The organism is Nonomuraea sp. NPDC003754 (assembly GCF_053605785.1).
Genome location: NZ_JBSGJX010000030.1, coordinates 1 through 17,789, shown reverse-complemented (window position 1 = coordinate 17,789; position 17,789 = coordinate 1). Strand labels below are relative to the sequence as shown.

Genomic DNA, 17,789 nt, shown 5'->3' with positions numbered 1-17,789 from the left:
GGTACACGGAAGGCCGCCCACCGCGGGGGTGGACGGCCTTCCGGACCTGCCGCGGGAGCAGGTGGTCTAGAACGCCTCTTCCGGCAGGTCCATCAGGTCGAGGCCGGTGCTCTCCAGCACGGCCCGCTCGGCGGCCAGGCGCGGCAGCACGGTCGTCGCGAAGAACGACGCCCCCGCCACCTTGCCCTTGTAGAACGGGTCCTCGCCCTCGGCCAGCCGGGCCAGCGCGATCTCCGCCTGGCGCAGCAGCAGCCAGCCGATGATCAGGTCGCCGAGCGACAGCAGGAAGCGCGTGGTGTTGAGCCCGACCTTGTAGATCTCGCGCTGCGCCTCCAGCGAGCCCAGCGCCCAGCCCGCCAACGTGTCGCCCATGGCCTTGACGTCGGCGGCGGCCTGGGCGAGAAGCCTGCGCTCCTGCTTGAGCCTGCCGTTGCCGGCCTCGGAGGCGGCGAAGGCGTTGATCTCGGCCATGAGGGAGCCGACCGCGGCGCCCTGGTTGCGCAGGATCTTGCGGAAGAACAGGTCGAGGCCCTGGATCGCGGTCGTGCCCTCGTACAGGGAGTCGATCTTCGCGTCGCGGATGTACTGCTCGATCGGGTAGTCCTGCAGGTAGCCCGAGCCGCCCAGCGTCTGCAGCGAGCGCGACAGCAGCTCATAGGAGCGCTCGGAGCCGACGCCCTTGACCACGGGCAGCAGCAGGTCGTTCATCGCCTCGGCGTGCTCGTCGCCGGGGTTGACCAGCAGGGCGTCCTGGAAGGTGGCCGTGTAGAGGACCAGCGCGCGCATGCCCTCGGCGTACGACTTCTGCAGCATCAGCTCGCGGCGCACGTCGGGGTGGTGGGTGATGGTCACGCGCGGCGCGGACTTGTCGGCCATCTGGGTCAGGTCGGCGCCCTGGAGACGGGACTTGGCGTACTCCAGCGCGTTGAGGTAACCGGTCGACAGCGTCGCGATGGCCTTGGTGCCGACCATCATCCGGGCGTGCTCGATCACCATGAACATCTGCCTGATGCCCTCGTGCACGTCGCCGACCAGCGTGCCGATCGCCGGGTGCTTGTCGCCGAAGGTCAGCTCGCAGGTCGTGGAGACCTTCAGGCCCATCTTCTTCTCGACGTTGGTGACGTAGACGCCGTTGCGCTCGCCGAGCTCGCCGTTCTCCAGGTTCACGTGGTACTTGGGCACCAGAAACATCGACAGGCCCTTGGTGCCGGGGCCCGCGCCCTCGGGCCTGGCCAGCACCAGGTGGAAGATGTTGTCGGCCATGTCGTGCTCGGCGCTGGTGATGAAGCGCTTGACGCCTTCGATGTGCCAGGTGCCGTCGGGCTGCTGGATGGCGCGGGCGCGCCCGGCGCCGACGTCGGAGCCCGCGTCGGGCTCGGTCAGCACCATGGTGGCGCCCCAGTTGTTCTCGATCGCCAGCTCGGCGAACCGCTGCTGGTCGGGGGTGCCGACCTTCCACAGCGTGTAGGCGAAGTTGGGGCCCGCGGCGTACATGTAGAGGGCCGGGTTGGCGCCCAGGATCATCTCGGCGGCCGACCACGCCAGCGAGCGGGGGACGCCGGGCCCGCCGAGCTCGGCGGGCAGGTCGAGGTGCGCCCATCCGCCGTCCATGAGCGCCTTGAACGACTTCTTCACGCCGGCGGGTACGGTCACCGTCGAGGCGGCCGGGTCGAAGACCGGAGGCGTGCGGTCACCCTCTTCGAAGGAGTCGGCCAGCACGCCCGTGGCGAGCCTGTTGACCTCGTCGAGGATGCTGCGGGCGACGTCCTCGTCCACTTCCGAGAACGGGCCGTTACCGAGGATTTCGCGGCGACCGAAGACCTCGAAGAGGTTGAACTCCAGGTCCCGCACGTTGCTCTTGTAGTGGCCCATGGCCGCTGTCTCCTTGAACCGGGGGCGTTAGTACTGGCGAGTAACCTTACTCCCAATGCTACCCATGGGTAACCTCCGCTAAGCACATACTCTCGTCACATGGATGCCGAGGCGCTGAACGAACGATGGCGGCGAAACCTGGAGTCATGGGCCATCCCGCCGGAAATCCTGGCGAAGGCGCCCGTCGACCCCTGGGGCCACTCACCCACCCGTTTCGCGGCCAGGACCGACCGCGCGCTGGCCGAGCCCGGCGGGCCGACCCTGGACCGGGTGGCCGAGGCCCTGCCCGAGGGCGGGACGCTGCTGGACGTGGGCTCGGGCCCTGGCGCCGCCTCCCTCCCGCTGGCCGGCAGGATCGGCGAGCTGATCGCCGTTGACACCTCGGCCGCGATGCTCGGCGAGCTCACCGTCAGGGCGGACAAGGCCGGCGTCCGCGTGACGACCGTCGAGGGCAGGTGGCCGCAGGTCGCCGAGGAGGCCGGCACGGCCGACGTCGCGGTGGCCGCGCACGTCGTCTACAACGTTCCTGACCTGGCGGTGTTCCTGCGCGCCCTCGACGCCCACGCCACCCGCAGGGTGGTCGTCGAGCTGCCGCACCGCCATCCGATGAGCTGGATGAGCCCGCTGTGGGAGCACTTCCACGGGATCAGGCGCCCGGTCCGGCCCATCGCGGAGGACGCGGTGGCGCTGGCCGCCGCGCTCGGCTTCGAGGTGCGGGTGGAGGAGCGGGAGGCACCCATCGAACGCTTCGACACGATCGAGGAACTGGCCGCCAGCGTCTGCCACCGGGCCTGCCTCGAGCCTTCGCGGGCGGAGGAGGTGGCCGAGACGGCCATGTCGATGGGCATGTGGCCGGTGCCCCGCGACCGCTGGGTCACGCTCTGGTGGAATCGGCGCGCCACCTGAGCCGTTGGGATGAGTGAGCGACCCGCTCCCGGACGAGACGCGCCGTACCCGGAAAGCCAAGACGACGCACCCCTACGACAGAAGGAGTGCTTCGCATGGCTTGGGTCATTCTCGTCGCCGCCGGCCTGCTCGAGGTCGCGATGGCCTACTCGCTGAAGATGAGCGACGGCTTCTCGCACGTGTGGTGGGCGGTGAGCTTCCTCGTCTTCGCCGTGCTGAGCTTCGGCGCGCTCGCCTTCGCGCTCAAGAGCCTGGAGGTCGGTACGGCCTACGCGGTGTGGACGGGCATCGGCGCCGTCGGTACGGCCACGCTCGGCATGCTGATGTTGGGCGACGACGTGTCGGCGGTCAAGCTGGGCTCGATCGCGCTCATCCTGGTCGGGGTCGTCGGTCTCAACCTCGCCGGGGCCGGCCACTAGCCTTGCCGCATGATTGAGATCCATGCCGTGACCATCGACGCCGCGGACCCGTACGAGCTCGCCACCTGGTGGAGCAAGGCCACGGGCCTGCCGCTGTGGGGTGACTGCGCGCCCGGTGACGACGAGGTCGCGATCCGCACCCCACAGGACCCGTTCGTGCTGTTCATCAAGGTGCCCGAGGGCAAGACGGTGAAGAACAGGGTCCACCTCGACGTCAACGGCATCGACGGCAGCTCGCGCGACGAGGAGGTCGAGCGCCTGCTGGGTCTCGGCGCGACGGTCCACCAGGACCACCGCAATCCTGACGGCACCGGCTGGGTGACCATGCTCGACCCGGAGGGCAACGAGTTCTGCGTCTGCCGCTCGCAGGCCGAGAAGGACGCGGCGTCGGCGTGAGGCCGCCGGCGGTGCGTGGGCGGCGCCGCCGCCCACGCACCGTGCGCCGCTCTCTCGAAGGGTCGAACGGCTAGCGCGCCCTGCCCTTCATGGTCAGCGTCAGGATGCCCGCGATGAGGTACACCAGCGCGCCGCCCCACAGCGCGTCCCAGGCGGCGCCGAAGATGCCCTCGCCGTCGATGACCAGCTGGATCGGGTAGGTGGCGACCGCCGTGATGCCGGCGGGCAGCAGGGCGAACTTCCACGGGTGGCGCAGCGACCAGTGGCGCGCCTGCCGGGTGACCCGGTCGCCCTCCTCCGGCTTGGCGATCGCGCCGATGGCCGCGATCAGGGCGAACAGGCTGACGCCGAGCCCGAGGGCCCACGGCAGGTCGGCCGGGCCCGGCAGGATCACGCCCATGCCGTAGCTCGCGGCGGCCACCACGCCACCGCCCACGACGGCGGCCTTCCAAGGGGCGCCACGCAGCGCGGCGCCCGACAACGACAGTTCTTCGCGTCGGGAGAGCTCGTTCATGTAGCCAGAGTGCCGTTCGGCGGCCCCTGTTCACATCGGGGAATCACCCTGAGAGTCCCCGGAGGCCGGCCTGCCATGATTTCGGGCATGCAGGAACTCCGCATCGAGCGTCTCGGCGCCGACGAGACCGACCGGCTCAGGGCGATCAGGCTGCGGGCGCTGGCCGACGCCCCCGACGCCTTCGCCTCCACCCACGCCAAGGAATCCGCCTTCCCCGAGGACAAGTGGGCCGAGCGGCTTGCCGCCCCCGGCTCCGCCTGGTTCGTCGCCACCCGCGACGGCCAGGACACCGGGCTGGCCTGCGGTTTCGAGGAGCACCCCGGACACGTGCACCTGGTGTCGATGTGGGTCGCCCCCGAAGCGAGAGGCCAGGGGCAGGCGGACCGCCTGCTCGACGAGGTCGTCGCCTGGGCCCGCGCCCGCGACGCCGAGGAGATCGGCCTGTGGGCCGTCGACGCCAACACCGCGGCCCGCGCGCTCTACACGCGCAGGGGCTTCATCCCCTCGGGCAAGGTCATGGCGCTGCCGTCCAACCCGGACCTGATGGAGTCGCACTACGTGCTCTCCCTGGTCTTCCGTACGGCGCGCGCCGCCGACGTGCCCGTCATCGTCGCGCTCATCACCGACGACGCGATCTCCGCCGCCAGGACGGGGGAGTACGGCGACGACCACCGGGCCGCCTTCGAGGCCATCGACGCCGACCCCAACAACGAGTTGATCGTGCTGGAGCTGAAGGGGGAGGTCGTCGGCACCATGCAGCTCACCTACATCCCCGGCATCTCCCGGCGCGGCGCCACCCGCCTGCAGGTCGAGGCGGTGCGGATCGCCGCCCAGCTGCGCGGGCAGGGCTGGGGCCGCAAGATGATGGAGTGGGCGCACACCAGAGGCAGGGCGCGCGGCTGCGCGATGGTGCAGCTCACCTCCGACAAGCGGCGCGAGGACGCGCACCGCTTCTACCGTTCCCTCGGCTACGCCCAGTCACACGAGGGGTTCAAGCTCCAGCTCGACTAGGTTGTCGTGGTAGACGGCGCCCCTGCCCATGTCGGCGTCGCGCTCGTCCACCACGGCGTTCGGGTTCGAGCCGCCGATGGTGTGCTTGGGCCACCTGCCCTTGGGGCTGGCCACCACGCCCTTGGCGACGCGGTCGCTGACCTCCACGTCGGCCAGGAAGTAGCCGTTGTGGTTGACCACCCTGACGCGCTGGCCCGTGGACAGGCCCCTGGCGTGCGCGTCGGCGGGGTTGACCAGCACGACGGGGTCCTTGGCCCTGCGCAGCAGCTCGGGGTTGTTGCCGAACGTGGTGTTGAGGAAGGTGTGCGAGGCCGGCGTGATCAGCGTCAGCTTGTCGCCCGCCGGATTGGCACGGGCGGAGAGGGAGGGCACGTAGGCCTTGCCGCGCCGGGGGAAGCGCAGCCGGCCCGACGGGGTGGGGAAGCCCTCGGCGAAGGGCGCGAAGGGCGTCGGGTAGCTCATCCGCACCCAGCCCTCCTTGCGCAGGCGGTCGAGCGTGATGCCGTCGAGGGACGGGTGGCCGCTGGACAGCAGCTCGGCGGCCAGCTCCAGGTCGGAGTCGTACAGCGACGGCTCGGTCATGCCCATGTGGGCGGCCAGGCGGCGGAAGGTCTCGGTGGTGGACAGGGCCTCGCCCGCAGGCGCGACGGCGGGCTCGTTCCACATCAGGTACATGTGGCCGTAGCCGGCGTGCAGGTCCATGTGCTCGGTCTGCATGGTGGCCGGCAGCACGATGTCGGCGTAGTCCACCGTGTCGGTGGGGAACTGCTCCATGACGACCGTGAACAGGTCCTCCCGCAGCAGCTTGCGCCTGATCCTGTTGGAGTCGGAGGTGGAGGCCACCGGGTTGGCCAGGTAGACCCACAGGCACTTCACGTCGTCGAGGTCGGCGGCCAGGCGGGTCATGAACCTGGTCCTGACCGGACCGGCCAGCAGGTCGAAGCGGCGGTCGATGTTCAGGCGGACGTGGCCGGTGGTGGAGTAGGCGACGCCGCCGCCCGGGTGGCGCCAGTCGCCCGTGACGCCGGGGATGGCGGCGATCGTCCGCATCGCCGTGCCGCCGCCCTCGTGCCGCTGGATGCCCATGGTGGCGCGGATCGCGGTCGGGCGGGTGCGCGCCAGCCGTATCCCCAGGCTGTGGACGGCCTCGGCCGGGATCCCGGTGACCTCGGCGGCCCGCTCGACCGGCCACTCCTCGATCTCCGCCCGGAACTCCGCCCAGCCCTCGGTGTGCTGCGCCAGGTACTCCTCGTCCTGGGCGTTCTCCGCCAGCACGACGTTGAGCAGCCCGAGCGCCAGCGCCGCGTCCGTGCCCGGCCTGATCGCCAGGTGCTCGTCGGCCTGGTCGGCAGTCCTGGTGCGGATCGGGTCGATCGCCACCACGTAGGCGCCGGCCGCCCGGCCGTCCTGGATGAACTTCCACAGGTGGTGGCCGCTCGTCAGGGTGTTGGTGCCCCAGAGGATGATCAGCCTGGCCTGGGCGAAGTTCTCCGGGTCCATGCCGCCCGCGGTGCCCTGGGTGCGCGCCAGGCCGAGGCTCCCGGCGACCGAGCAGATGTTGAGGGAGTGCTTGCCCGCGCCGAGCACGTTCCAGAACCTGCGTCCCGCCACGCCCTCGCAGCCCTGCAGGTAGCCGAGCGAGCCGGTGCCGAGGTAGGGCCAGATCGCCTCGCCGCCGTGCTCGTCCATGATCGCGCGCAGCCTGGTGGCGATCTCGTCGAGCGCCTCGTCCCAGGTGATCCGCTCGAACCGGCCCGAGCCCTTCGGCCCCGTACGGCGCAGCGGATACAGGATCCTGTCGTCGGCCCTGGTGTGTTCGAGGTACCGGTTGACCTTCACGCACAGGGCGCCCCGGGTGTACGGCTGGTCGGGATTGCCGCGCATTTTGACGGCCTGGCCGTCCTGGACGGTCACGACCCAGGAGCACGTGTCGGGGCAGTCAAGCGGACACGCCCCCAGAACCCGCAGCTCCCCCGACTTTCCCGACGTCCCCGACTTTCCCGACTTGGCCGACATGGCATCGAGTGTAGGCGCAGCGCCCCCACCGGGACGCTGCGCCCGGCAGCGTCAGCTCAGCGCCTTGGGCGCGTCGAGCCCGTGCGCGCCCTTGCCGTGAGAGGTGGTGGCCTTGGAGGTGACGGCGGGCGTGTGCGGCCCGTTGGTCAACGAGGAGTCGAAGGCGTAGGAGCCCACGACCGTGGCGATGGCGTCGGCGTTGACGTCGAGCGCCGTGTCGCTGATGTTCTTGATGGTGTCGCAGGCCTGGTGGTAGCACCGGTCGTAGCGCTCGCCCGCCGTACCGCCCCACAGGGCGACCTCCTCGGGCGTCTTGCGCTTCTCCGCCCCCGTGAACAGGCCGCCGGCGGGGATCCCGACCGCGATGAACGGCCCGTAGTCGGAGCGGCCGTCGAAGTCGGTGCCCTTGAAGGCGAGATCGCGCCCGGCGTAGAACTGCTCGAAGTACTTCTCGATCTGCGCCGAGCCCTCGGGGCCAGGGCCCGCGCCCACACCGTCGGAGTCGTCGCCGTCGTAGACGTGGTAGACGAAGTTCGGCGAGGCGATCATGTCGAAGTTCAGGTAGAGGGCGATGTTCGCCTTCTCCTGCTCGGTCAGGTTCGCCACGTAGTGCTCGGCGCCGAGCAGGCCGAACTCCTCGCCGCCCCAGAAGGCGAAGCGGACCTTGTTCTCCGGCTTCGCCTTGGCCATCCGGAGCGCCACCTCCAGGATCGCTCCGGCACCCGAGCCGTTGTCGTTGATGCCGGGGCCGTCCTCGACCGAGTCGAGGTGACCGCCGACCATCACGACCTTGTCCGCGCGGCCGTGCCGCGACTCGGCCAGCACGTTGTACGACTCGTAGGTCTTGACCTCCGTCTCCCACGAGAAGGTGAAGCCGACCTCCGCGCCGGGCGTGGCCGCCAGGTCCCTGCCCTCCCAGAAGCTGGTGAACAGCACCGGGATGTCCTGCCGGCCGCCCAGGTCGGGGTTGACGTCGGCCTCGGTACGGCCCGGCTGCCCCTCGTTGAACAGCACGACGCCGGTGGCGCCCGCGGCCTTGGCGTTGGCCACCTTGATCGCGAAACTGCAGGTGCCGCGCTGGATCAGCGCGAAGTCGCCCGCGGTGAACCCGGCGAAGTCGGCCGGCTCGCACCCCGAGGTGGAGGAGCTGGGCGCCGGCCCCGGTGGGATCTGCACGTCGACAGGCTGGATCTTGGCGGTGAAGCTGCCCTCGGCGGTGTGGCCCGACGGGATCCAGTCGAGGCCGAGCGCGTAGACCTTCGGGTTCGGTGACTTGCGCTCGAAGACCGGCTTGGTCTTGAACTCCTCGTTCTCGAAGGTGAACTTCTGCGTCGAGACCTGGTATCCGGCCAGCCGCAGCAGGGCGGACACGTAGTCACGCGACAACTCGAAGCCCCGCGTGCCGTCCACGCGGGTGTTGCCGTTGGCTTTGGCGATCAGGTCGAGCACCTTGAGGTGCTTCTTGACGTTCCGGCCGTCCACGGCCTTGACGAGCTTGCGGACCGAGTTGTTGTTCGGGTCGGCGTGCGCCGTTCCCGAGGCTGCCAGAGGCGTGATGAGGATGGCCGTGGCCAGCGCGGCGCTGAGCAGGCCCTTCTTCCGGCGATGACTCATGAGACTCCTCGATGACGGTTGGTCCCCCGAGAGCACACGAGCGGCGGCCCGCCGAGCTGTCGACGGGCCGCCGGTGGGATCTAGCTCAGCTCGACCTTGTCGTGGTCGTGGCCGTCGCCGGTGGCGCGGGCCACGCCCGCGGTCGTGCGGGGGCCCGCCGCCCTGAGGCCGTTGACGGCGCTCGCGTCGAAGGCGTAGGTGCCGACCAGCGTGGCGATCGCGTCGGAGTTGACGTCGAGCGCGGTGTCGTCGATGTTCTTGATGGTGTCGCAGGGGGCGTGGTAGCAGGGGTCGTACTCGATCCCCGCGGTGCCGCCCCAGATCGCGACCTCCTCCGCGGTCTTGACCTTCTCCGCGCCGGTGAACAGGCCGCCGCCGGGGATGCCCGCGTCGATGAAGGCCTTGTAGTCGGACCTGCCGTCGAACTCGCTCGGCTTGGACCGCAGGCCACGCGCGGTGTAGAAGTCCTGGAAGGCCTTCTCGACCTGCGCCGAGCCCTCGGGTCCCGGCACGCCGAAGGCGTCGCCGTCGCCGTCGTACACGCCGTAGGTGAAGTTCGGCGAGGCGATCATGTCGAAGTTGAGGTAGAGGGCGATGTCCGCCTTCTCCTGCTCGGTCAGGTTGGCCACGTAGTGGTTGGACCCGAGCAGCCCGAACTCCTCGCCGCCCCAGAAGCCGAAGCGGACCTTGTTGGCCGGCCGGTGCGCGGCCAGCCGCAGCGCCACCTCCAGTACGCCGCCGGCGCCCGAGCCGTTGTCGTTGATGCCGGGGCCCGGCTGGACCGAGTCGAGGTGCGCGCCTGCCATCACGACGTTGCCGCCGTCGCCCCACCGGGACTCGGCGATCACGTTGTAGGTGGTCCGCGTCTCGACCAGCTTGTCGAACGACACCTTCACCGTGGTGCCCGGCTTGGCGGCCAGCTCGTCGCCGACCGCGAAGCTGGTGAAGAAGACGGGCACCGGAACGTTCTCGCCGATGCCCGGGTTCACCCGGGCCGTCGTCCGGCCGGGCTGACCCTCGTTGAAGATGATCACCGCGGAGGCGCCCGCGGCGACGGCGTTGGCCACCTTGTCGGCGAAGTTGCAGGTGCCGCGCTGAACGAGGGCGATGTTGCCCCTGGTGAAGTTCGCGAAGTCGCTCGCCTCGCACCCCGAGGTCGAGCCGGGGGTCGCCGGCGGCGGCAGCACGACGTCGACCGGCTGCACCGGGGCGGTGACCGTACCGGCGGCGCTCGCGTCCACCTCGGTGAACTCCGTCACGTGGGCGAACGACTTCGGCTCTGGAGCGGTCCGCTGCAGGACCGGCGGCGTCTTGTAGCCCTCGAACTCGAACTCGAACGGCTGGACCGTCACCTTGTAGCCCGCGAGCCGCAGCAGGGTGGCCACGTAGTCGCGAGACAGTTCGTAGCCGCGCGTGCCGTCCACGCGGGTGTTGCCATTGGCCTTTCCGATGAGGTCGAGCACCTGTAGATGGCGCTTGACATTCTCGCCCTTGACCGCGTTCACGAGCTTGCGCACCGTGTTGGCGGGCGCGTCCGCGTGGGCGGTGCCGGTGAGCGTCAGAGGTGCGACGAGAACCGCGGCCAGCAGGCCCTTGCCCAGACGGGAACGCATACGTGCTCTCCTCGGAGAATGAAAATGCTTGTCCTCGACGGCTAAGTGCATGCTCGGAAAGGTATATTGGCGACCCTTTATCGGAAAGATCCCGAATGCATTTCGTTATCGACGCCAGGCCAACTCGGTGATCACCGTCGCCATCGCGTCGGCGGACACGTCCAGCGCGTGCGCGTCGATGTTCTGCGTGGTGTCGCAGGCCTGGTGGTAGCACGTGTCCATCGGGGCACCCGCCTGCCCGCCGAACAGCTTCGCCTCCCGCTCGGTCTTCTCCGTCTCGGCGCCGGTGAACAGCCCGCCCGCCGGTATTCCGACGCCGACGAACGGCCCGTAGTCCGAGCGCCCGCTGAAGTCGGTCCCCTTGTACGGCAGGCCGCGCTCCGCGAAGAACCGCACGAACTCCTGCTCGATCTCGGCCGACCCCTCCGGTCCCGGGCCCTCGCCCACCCCGTCGGAGTCGTCGCCGTCGTAGATCCCGAACGTGTGGTTGGGAGAGGCGATCATGTCGAAGTTCAGGTACATCGTGATTTTCTCGCGCTCCTCCGGTGAGAGGGAGCTCACGTAGTACGTCGATCCGAGCAGTCCCAGCTCCTCGGCGCCCCACCAGGCGAAGCGGACCGCCCGCTCGGGCTGGTAGGCGGCCATCTTCAGGGCGACCTCCAGGACGGCCGCGCTGCCCGAGCCGTTGTCGTTGATGCCGGGGCCCTGCCGTACCGAGTCGAGATGGGCGCCGACCATCACCACGTCGTCGGACGCGCCGCCCTTCGTCTGCGCGATCACGTTGCTCGTGATCTGCCGCGTGGTGTCGGTGCTGGTCGCCACCCGCAGCTGCCGGGCGTCCGCCACCTCCATGCCGGTCGTCGCGTCGACGCCCACCACGGGAATGCGCTGAGGAGCACCCGTGCTGCCGGCGAACGTGCCACCCTGGTTGACGACCACCAGCGCGCCCGCGCCCGCCGCCGTGGCGTTGGCCGCCTTGGCGGCGAACGTGCAGCCACCCCTGTCGACCACCGCGACCCCGCCCGATGGGAAATCGGTGAAGTCGGCGTTCAGGCAGCCCGTTCCCGCCGGTTGGGGGCGTCCGGTGACGTCGCCACTCGCCGAAAAGGACAGCGTTGTGATCTTTCCGACATCCTTTCCGTCCGCCACCAGCCGGGCCGGGAACAGTTCCCGGTAGTGATCGAATTGAAAGAATTGCTGCTCGACGTCGTATCCCGCCTCACGCAGGCGCGCGACCACATAGTCGGCCGAAGCGTCATAGCCTGGAGTTCCCGCCGCTCTGTTACCGCCGTGGGCGTCGGCGATTGCCTGGAATGCTCGCAGATGGCCGAGAATGTTGGCGATCTGTACATCTTCGGCGAGAGGGGCGCCGGGCAGGGCCACGGCGAAGGCGACGAGCAAATGGGTGATCATGCCGCACAGAGTGGCAAGCTTTCACCACCGGGTATGGCAAGGCACGTCGTTGCTGGTAGAGACGTTACCCGGGGCAGTGGCCGCGGTGGGGTGGACGGACACTGGAAGCTGGAGATCGCACGGTCACCCGGGAAAGGTGCAGAATCGCTGTCGGTGGCAGACATCAGGGAAAGCGAGAAATCGGCGGACTCCGCGAAGGAGCGTCCAGTCGTGTCTGAGGCGCGCGACGAACCGGCCGTGTTCGTCGTCGAACCACTGCTGCCGCAGCGGCTGCGCCGCCCGTCCGACGCGCTCCGCTTCCTGGCCACCCTGCTCGCGCTCACCGCGGTCATCCTGCTCATGCTCGTGGCCCAGCAGACGCTCATCGGCCTCGAACAGGACGTCACCCAGGGCACCGACCGCGCGCCCGCCCTCCTGACCCGTATCGCCACCTTCCTGAGCGGCGCGGCCGTCCTGGTCGTGCCCGCCGCGTTCGCCGTCGAACGGGTCTTCCACCGTGACGGCCTGCGCGTCGCCGAAGGCCTGATCGCCGCCATCATCGGCATGGCCGGCTCCTACCTGATCGGCCAGTGGCTGGTCACCAACGGCCCCGGCGACCTGGCGACCCTGCTGACCGGCGGCCGCGACCTCGAACCGCTCAACGCGCTGCTCAGCTCCGTGATCGCCTACGCCACCGCCGTCCGCATCTCCAGACGTCCCACGTGGCGGGCGCTCATGTGGACGGTGACCGCGCTGTCGATCTTCGCGTTGTTCACCGGCAAGCAGATCACGCTGCCGAGCGCCATCGTGACCGTCCTGTTCGGCATGGCCGTCGGCTACGGCACCCTCTACGGCGTCGGCAGCCCCAACACCCGCCCGCCGGGCAACGCCGTCATCTCCGCGCTACGCAAGCTGTCCTTCTCGCCCGTCTCCGCCAGGCGGATCGACGACGACCACCAGGGCAGCCGCCGCTACGCCGTCGGCCTGTCCGACGGCACCAGCCTCGACGTCACCGTGCTCGACCGCGACCGCCAGGTGGCCGGCCTGCCGTACCGGCTGTGGCGGCGCATCAGGCTCCACTCCGAGACCAGGCGCCGGGCCATCCGCTCGCTCCGCGCCGAGCTCGAACGCGAGGCGCTCATGGCCTACGCGACCCAGGCGGCGGGCGCCAACACCCCGCGCCTGCTCGGCACCAGCGAGATCGGCACCGAGGCCGCCCTCCTCGCCTACGAGCACCTGGAGACCCGCCCCCTCGACGACGTCAAGGACAGCGAGCTCGACGACGACCTGCTGGCCCAGATCTGGGAGCAGGTGCTGCTGCTCCGCATGCAGCGCCTGGCCCACCGGCGGCTCACCGGCGACAGCATCCACCTCGACCGCGACGGCCGCGTCGTCCTCACCGACCCGCGCAGCGGCGAGGTCGCGGCGGGCGACCTGCTGCTCCGCATCGACATCGCGCAGCTGCTGACCTACCTCGCGCTCCGCGTCGGGCCCGAACGCTCGGTCAAGGCCGCCGCCTCCGTGCTCGGCAACGACGCGCTCGTCAGCGCGCTCCCCCTGCTCCAGCGCATCGCGCTGACCAGGCCGACCAGGGCCGCCCTGAACAAGCAGAAGGAGCTGCTGCCGGCCATCAGGGAGCAGATCGAGGCGCTGACGCCGCAGGCCGAGGTCGAAGAAGTACGGCTGGAGCGGTTCCGGCCGCGCACCCTCGTCACCATCATCGCCAGCACCCTGGCCGCCTACTTCCTGCTCTCGCAGCTCAGCAAGGTCAACCTGCTCCAGGTCATCACCACGGCCAAGTGGGAGTGGGGCGTCCTCGCGTTCGCCGCCGCCGGGCTCAGCTTCGTCGCCGCCGCGCTCATGATCAGAGGGTTCGTGCCCGAGCCGCTGCCGCTCGGCCGTACCGTGCTCGTGCAGTTCGCCTCGTCCTTCGTCAAGCTGGTCACCCCGCCCGCGGTGGGCGGCGTCGCGATCAACACGCGCTACCTGCAGAAGCGCGGGGTGCCGCCGGCGCTGGCGGTCGCCAGCATCGGCGCCTCCCAGGTCATCGGCCTGGCCAGCCACATCGGGCTGCTGCTGCTGTTCGCCTACATCACCGGGTCGAGCGCGACCACGTCGTTCACACCCTCGCGGGGGCTGCTCGCCGTCGTGCTCGCCGTCGCCGTCCTCATGGTGGTCGTGCTCGGCGTGCCGCCCCTGCGCAGGATCATCACCAAGCGGCTGCGCTCGCTGTTCGCCAACGTCGTGCCGCGCCTGCTCGACGTCCTCCAGTCACCCCGCAAGATCACCGAAGGGTTCGGCGGCATCATCTGCCTGTCGCTGGCGTTCGTGGTCTGCCTCTACGGCTGCGTGCGCGCCTTCGGCGGCGACACCAGTTTCACCACCGTCGCCGTCGTGTACCTCACCGCCAACGCGATCGGCTCGGCCGCGCCCACCCCTGGCGGTCTGGGCGCGGTCGAGGCGTCGCTCGCCGTCGGCCTGACGGTGGCCGGAGTGCCCGCGGAGTACGCGACCTCCGCGGTGCTCCTCTACCGGCTGCTCACCTTCTGGCTGCCGGTGCTACCCGGCTGGGCCGCCTTCACCTACCTCCAGCGGCACGAGGCTCTGTGATCGGGGGTCGTCACGACGCGGTCGAGGCGAAGCCCGTGATCTTGTCGATCTGCTCGAGCTCGTCCTCCGTGAACGCCGGCCCGTCCACCGCCGCCAGGTTGGCCTCCAGCTGGCCCACGCTGCTCGCCCCGATCAGCACGCTGGTCACCCGCGGGTCCCTCAGCACCCACGACAGCGCCATCTGCGCCAGCGACTGGCCGCGCGCGCTCGCGATCTCGTTGAGGTCGCGCGCCAGCTCGCGGTCGATCCGGTCCGCCGACAGGAACCTGCTCGTCGCCGCCCGCGAACCGGCCGGCACGCCCTCCAGGTAGCGGTCGGTCAGCAGCCCCTGGGCCAGCGGGGAGTAGACGATGCAGCCGATCCCCTCGTCCTCCAGCGTGTCCAGCAGCCCGTCCTCGATCCACCTGTTGATCATCGAGTACGACGGCTGGTGGATCAGCAGCGGCGTGCCCAGCTCCCGCATGATCCGCGCCGCCTGCGTGGTCTGCTCGGCCGAGTAGTTGGAGATGCCCGCGTACAGCGCCCTGCCCGAGCGCACCGCTGTGTCCAACGCGCCCATCGTCTCCTCCAGCGGCGTCTCCGGATCGGGACGGTGGCTGTAGAAGATGTCGACGTACTCCAGGCCCATCCGCCGCAGCGACTGGTCGAGACTGGCCAGCACGTACTTGCGCGATCCCCACTCCCCGTAGGGGCCCGGCCACATGTCGTAGCCGGCCTTGGTCGAGATGACCAGCTCGTCGCGGTAGGAGCGGAAGTCCTGGGCGAAGACGGCACCGAAGTTGCGCTCCGCCGAGCCGTACGGCACGCCGTAGTTGTTGGCCAGGTCGAAGTGGGTCACCCCGCGGTCGAAGGCGCTGCGCAGGATGGCACGCGAGATCTCGATCGGCCGGTCGTCGCCGAAGTTGTGCCACAGGCCGAGCGAGACCTGGGGCAGCCTGAGCCCGCTCCGGCCGCTGCGGACGTAGGGCATCTTCTCGTAGCGGTCATCGGCCGCCGCGTAGCTCACCGGGTTCCCCTCTCGATGATCCAGGACAGCGCGAACGCCTCCTCCTTCCACGCGTCGTAGCGACCGCTGCGGCCGCCGTGACCCGCGCCCATCTCCGTCTTCAGCAGGAACGGCCCGCCCTGCGCGGTCGCCCGCAGCCGCGCGATCCACTTGGCGGGCTCGTGGTAGAGCACCCTGGTGTCGTTCAGGCTGGTGATCGCCAGGATCGGCGGGTAGGTCGTCGCCGCGACGTTCTCGTAGGGGGAGTACTCCTTCATGTAGGCGTAGACGTCGGCGTTGTGCAGCGGGTCGCCCCACTCGTCCCACTCGATGACGGTCAGCGGCAGCGACGGGTCGAGGATGGTGTTGAGCGCGTCGACGAACGGCACCTCGGCCACCACGCCGGCGAACTCCTCCGGGGCCAGGTTGGCCACCGCGCCCATCAGCAGGCCACCCGCCGAACCGCCCCTGGCGACGATCCGCTCGCTCCAGCCGGACGCCTTGAGGTGCCGCGCGGCGGCCACGAAGTCGGTGAAGGTGTTCTTCTTCCTGGTGAGCTTGCCCTCCTCGTACCACCGGCGGCCCATCTCGCCGCCACCCCTCACGTGCGCGATCGCGAAGGCGAAACCGCGGTCGAGGAGGCTGAGCCTGGCGACGGAGAAGCTCGGGTCCATCGAGGTCTCGTAGCTGCCGTAGCCGTACAGGAGGGTGGGGGCGGGCCTGGCGGCGTCCTTCCGCTTCACGATCGAGATCGGCACCTTGGTGCCGTCGTCCGCGGTCGCCCACTCCCTGAACTGCTCGTAGTCGGAGGGGTCGTAGCCGCCGAGCACGGGGCGCTGCTTGAGGAGGATGAGCCGCCGCGTCTCGAGGTCGTAGTCGTAGACGCTCGGCGGGGTCACCATGCTGGTGTAGCCGAGGCGCAGCCGTTCGGTGGCGAACTCGGGGTTGCCCGCGGGCGCCACGTCGTAGAGGGGCTCGGGGAACTCGATCTCGTAGGGCTCGCTCTGCCCGCCCTCCAGGGGGTAGGGCAGGACGCGGATGCCGGTCAGGCCGCTGCGGCGGAAGTGGACGACGGCGTGGGTGGCGAACGCGTCGATCTCCAGCAGGCGGGTGTCCTCGCGGTGCGGGATGAGCGGCGTCCACGACCCGGGGTCGTCGAGCGGCGCGGTGGCGAGCTCGAAGTTCTCCGCGTGCTCGTTGTGGAGGACGAAGAAGCGGTCGCCGGCGTGCTCGACGCCGTACTCGACGCCCGTGACGCGTGGGCGCACGACCCTGAACTCGCCGGTCGGGTCCTCGGCGTCGAGGATCCGGACCTCGCTGGTGATCTTGCTGCCGGCGCCCAGGACGAGGTACTTCTCGCTGCGCGTCAGGCCGATGCCGACCCAGAAGCGCTCGTCGGACTCCTCGTAGACCAGCACGTCGTCGGCGGCGTCGGTGCCGAGGACGTGGCGGTGGACCTGGTAGGGGCGCCAGGCGTCGTCCACCCTGGTGTAGAAGAACGTGGTGCCGTCGGCCGACCAGGCGCCGCCGTAGAAGACGCCGCTGATCTCGTCGGCGAGCTTCTCACCCGTCTCCAGGTCCTTGAATGTCAGCGTGAACCGCTCGTCGCCCTTGTAGTCGGTGGAGTAGGCGAGGAGCTTGCCGTCCGGAGTGACGGCGCTGGTGCCGATCGAGAAGAAGTCGTTGTCGCCCGCCAGCTCGTTGCCGTCCAGCAGGACCTGCTCGCCGGGGAGCGTGGCGTCGGTGGTGACCTCCGGAGGGGTGTCGCCGTCGGCGGGCACCCTGCAGGAGATGCCGTACTGCTTGCCCTCCTGGGTGCGCGAGAAGTACCACCAGGCGCCCTTGCGGCTGGGAACCGACAGATCGGTCTCCTGCGTGCGCCCCTTGATCTCCTGGAAGACCTGCTCCTGGAGATCGTCGAGGTGGGTGGTCTCCTGCTTGAGATAGTCGTTCTCCTGCTGGAGATAGGCGATCGTGTCAGGGTCTTCCTTATTGGTGAGCCACGCGTATTCGTCGATCACGGTGTCGCCGTGATGGGTGCGCTCGCTCGGAACCTTCTTCGCCAGAGGCGGGATGTGGCTGCTCACCTCGCCGAGTCTACGTTTCGCGTCTCGAGTGGTCGGGAGCGCTGCTAATCTTGAGGAGTCGGCGCGGCGCGGCGCAACCACCTAGTGGCAAGACCGCCAGGGCCGGCAAACCCCACTGACGCAGCGGTTCTGAAGATCGGTTTGTGAAACGGTCGGAGGGCTGGTAAGTTAGAGGGGTTGCCCCGGAAGCGGGGTGGTCGAGATTGTAGCTGGTTCGCCCGGTTTGACAGCAAGTCGGACGAAACGGTAAAATTAAGATACAACGAACGAAGCGAGTGCGGCCGGGTGGTTGACGGTGAACGCGTCCGTTTCTTGAGAACTCAACAGTGTGTTAAAAGCCAGTGCATGAAAATA

Annotated in this window: 13 protein-coding genes and 1 riboswitch; of the genes, 5 read left to right on the top strand and 8 right to left on the bottom strand. The window is 69.6% G+C overall.

Annotation, left to right across the window (positions count from 1 at the left end; translation table 11 throughout):
* Positions 1-66 precede the first annotated feature (66 nt).
* A complete protein-coding gene (locus tag ACWEVS_RS30885) occupies positions 67-1,872 on the bottom strand; it encodes an acyl-CoA dehydrogenase (protein WP_452554319.1) in 1,806 nt (601 codons plus the stop codon).
* A 99-nt stretch (positions 1,873-1,971) separates the two neighbouring features.
* Here ACWEVS_RS30885 and ACWEVS_RS30880 point away from each other — a divergent pair, with 99 nt between their 5' ends.
* The 3 genes from ACWEVS_RS30880 (at position 1,972) to ACWEVS_RS30870 (ending at position 3,593) form a co-directional block, all read left to right on the top strand.
* Positions 1,972-2,778, top strand: a complete 807-nt coding sequence (locus ACWEVS_RS30880) for a class I SAM-dependent methyltransferase (protein ID WP_452554318.1) — start codon at positions 1,972-1,974, stop codon at positions 2,776-2,778.
* A 10-nt stretch (positions 2,779-2,788) separates the two neighbouring features.
* Positions 2,789-2,849, top strand: a riboswitch (guanidine-III (ykkC-III) riboswitch).
* A gap of 24 nt (positions 2,850-2,873) precedes the next feature.
* A complete protein-coding gene (locus ACWEVS_RS30875; protein WP_354920028.1) occupies positions 2,874-3,197 on the top strand; it encodes a DMT family transporter in 324 nt (107 codons plus the stop codon).
* 9 nt (positions 3,198-3,206) lie between these two features.
* Entirely contained in the window at positions 3,207-3,593 is a 387-nt protein-coding gene (locus ACWEVS_RS30870; protein ID WP_452554317.1) for a VOC family protein, read from the top strand.
* Between the two features lie 70 nt (positions 3,594-3,663).
* Here ACWEVS_RS30870 and ACWEVS_RS30865 read toward each other — a convergent pair whose 3' ends face one another.
* Positions 3,664-4,107, bottom strand: coding sequence for a hypothetical protein (locus ACWEVS_RS30865; RefSeq protein ID WP_452554316.1), 444 nt, complete (start codon positions 4,105-4,107; stop codon positions 3,664-3,666).
* A gap of 87 nt (positions 4,108-4,194) precedes the next feature.
* On the opposite strand from ACWEVS_RS30865, the gene ACWEVS_RS30860 reads away from it, so the two are divergent.
* The gene (locus tag ACWEVS_RS30860) at positions 4,195-5,118 is read left to right on the top strand and encodes an N-acetyltransferase family protein (protein ID WP_449921479.1); all 924 of its coding nucleotides are present in this window, start codon (positions 4,195-4,197) and stop codon (positions 5,116-5,118) included.
* Here ACWEVS_RS30860 and ACWEVS_RS30855 read toward each other — a convergent pair.
* From ACWEVS_RS30855 to ACWEVS_RS30840, 4 genes are all read right to left on the bottom strand, one after another.
* Positions 5,086-7,134, bottom strand: a complete 2,049-nt coding sequence (locus ACWEVS_RS30855) for a molybdopterin-containing oxidoreductase family protein (protein ID WP_452554315.1) — start codon at positions 7,132-7,134, stop codon at positions 5,086-5,088. The two genes, ACWEVS_RS30860 and ACWEVS_RS30855, sit on opposite strands and share 33 nt — an antisense overlap.
* Positions 7,135-7,185: 51 nt before the next feature.
* Positions 7,186-8,748: a M28 family metallopeptidase gene (locus ACWEVS_RS30850; RefSeq protein WP_452554314.1), complete on the bottom strand. Its 1,563-nt coding sequence runs from the start codon at positions 8,746-8,748 to the stop codon at positions 7,186-7,188.
* 80 nt (positions 8,749-8,828) lie between these two features.
* Complete coding sequence (locus tag ACWEVS_RS30845) at positions 8,829-10,361, bottom strand: M28 family metallopeptidase (protein ID WP_452554313.1); 1,533 nt, start codon at positions 10,359-10,361, stop codon at positions 8,829-8,831.
* A gap of 105 nt (positions 10,362-10,466) precedes the next feature.
* On the bottom strand, positions 10,467-11,774 hold the full coding sequence (locus ACWEVS_RS30840) for a M28 family metallopeptidase (protein ID WP_452554312.1): 1,308 nt from the start codon (positions 11,772-11,774) through the stop codon (positions 10,467-10,469).
* A 210-nt stretch (positions 11,775-11,984) separates the two neighbouring features.
* On the opposite strand from ACWEVS_RS30840, the gene ACWEVS_RS30835 reads away from it, so the two are divergent.
* The gene (locus ACWEVS_RS30835; RefSeq protein WP_449921466.1) at positions 11,985-14,363 is read left to right on the top strand and encodes a flippase-like domain-containing protein; all 2,379 of its coding nucleotides are present in this window, start codon (positions 11,985-11,987) and stop codon (positions 14,361-14,363) included.
* A 10-nt stretch (positions 14,364-14,373) separates the two neighbouring features.
* Here ACWEVS_RS30835 and mgrA read toward each other — a convergent pair whose 3' ends face one another.
* Positions 14,374-15,369, bottom strand: coding sequence for an L-glyceraldehyde 3-phosphate reductase (gene mgrA, locus ACWEVS_RS30830; protein WP_449921464.1), 996 nt, complete (start codon positions 15,367-15,369; stop codon positions 14,374-14,376).
* Positions 15,366-17,435, bottom strand: coding sequence for a S9 family peptidase (locus ACWEVS_RS30825; protein ID WP_452554311.1), 2,070 nt, complete (start codon positions 17,433-17,435; stop codon positions 15,366-15,368). Before ACWEVS_RS30825 ends, mgrA begins: the two co-directional genes overlap by 4 nt.
* Between the last annotated feature and the right edge of the window lie 354 nt (positions 17,436-17,789).

Coding starts and splice junctions, on each gene's coding strand:
- ACWEVS_RS30845 (WP_452554313.1), bottom strand. CDS start 10,361: ATGCGTTCCCGTCTGGGCAAGGGCCTGCTGGCCGCGGTTCTCGTCGCA.
- ACWEVS_RS30850 (WP_452554314.1), bottom strand. CDS start 8,748: ATGAGTCATCGCCGGAAGAAGGGCCTGCTCAGCGCCGCGCTGGCCACG.
- ACWEVS_RS30885 (WP_452554319.1), bottom strand. CDS start 1,872: ATGGGCCACTACAAGAGCAACGTGCGGGACCTGGAGTTCAACCTCTTC.
- ACWEVS_RS30860 (WP_449921479.1), top strand. CDS start 4,195: ATGCAGGAACTCCGCATCGAGCGTCTCGGCGCCGACGAGACCGACCGG.
- ACWEVS_RS30870 (WP_452554317.1), top strand. CDS start 3,207: ATGATTGAGATCCATGCCGTGACCATCGACGCCGCGGACCCGTACGAG.
- ACWEVS_RS30865 (WP_452554316.1), bottom strand. CDS start 4,107: ATGAACGAGCTCTCCCGACGCGAAGAACTGTCGTTGTCGGGCGCCGCG.
- ACWEVS_RS30875 (WP_354920028.1), top strand. CDS start 2,874: ATGGCTTGGGTCATTCTCGTCGCCGCCGGCCTGCTCGAGGTCGCGATG.
- ACWEVS_RS30880 (WP_452554318.1), top strand. CDS start 1,972: ATGGATGCCGAGGCGCTGAACGAACGATGGCGGCGAAACCTGGAGTCA.
- ACWEVS_RS30855 (WP_452554315.1), bottom strand. CDS start 7,134: ATGTCGGCCAAGTCGGGAAAGTCGGGGACGTCGGGAAAGTCGGGGGAG.
- ACWEVS_RS30840 (WP_452554312.1), bottom strand. CDS start 11,774: ATGATCACCCATTTGCTCGTCGCCTTCGCCGTGGCCCTGCCCGGCGCC.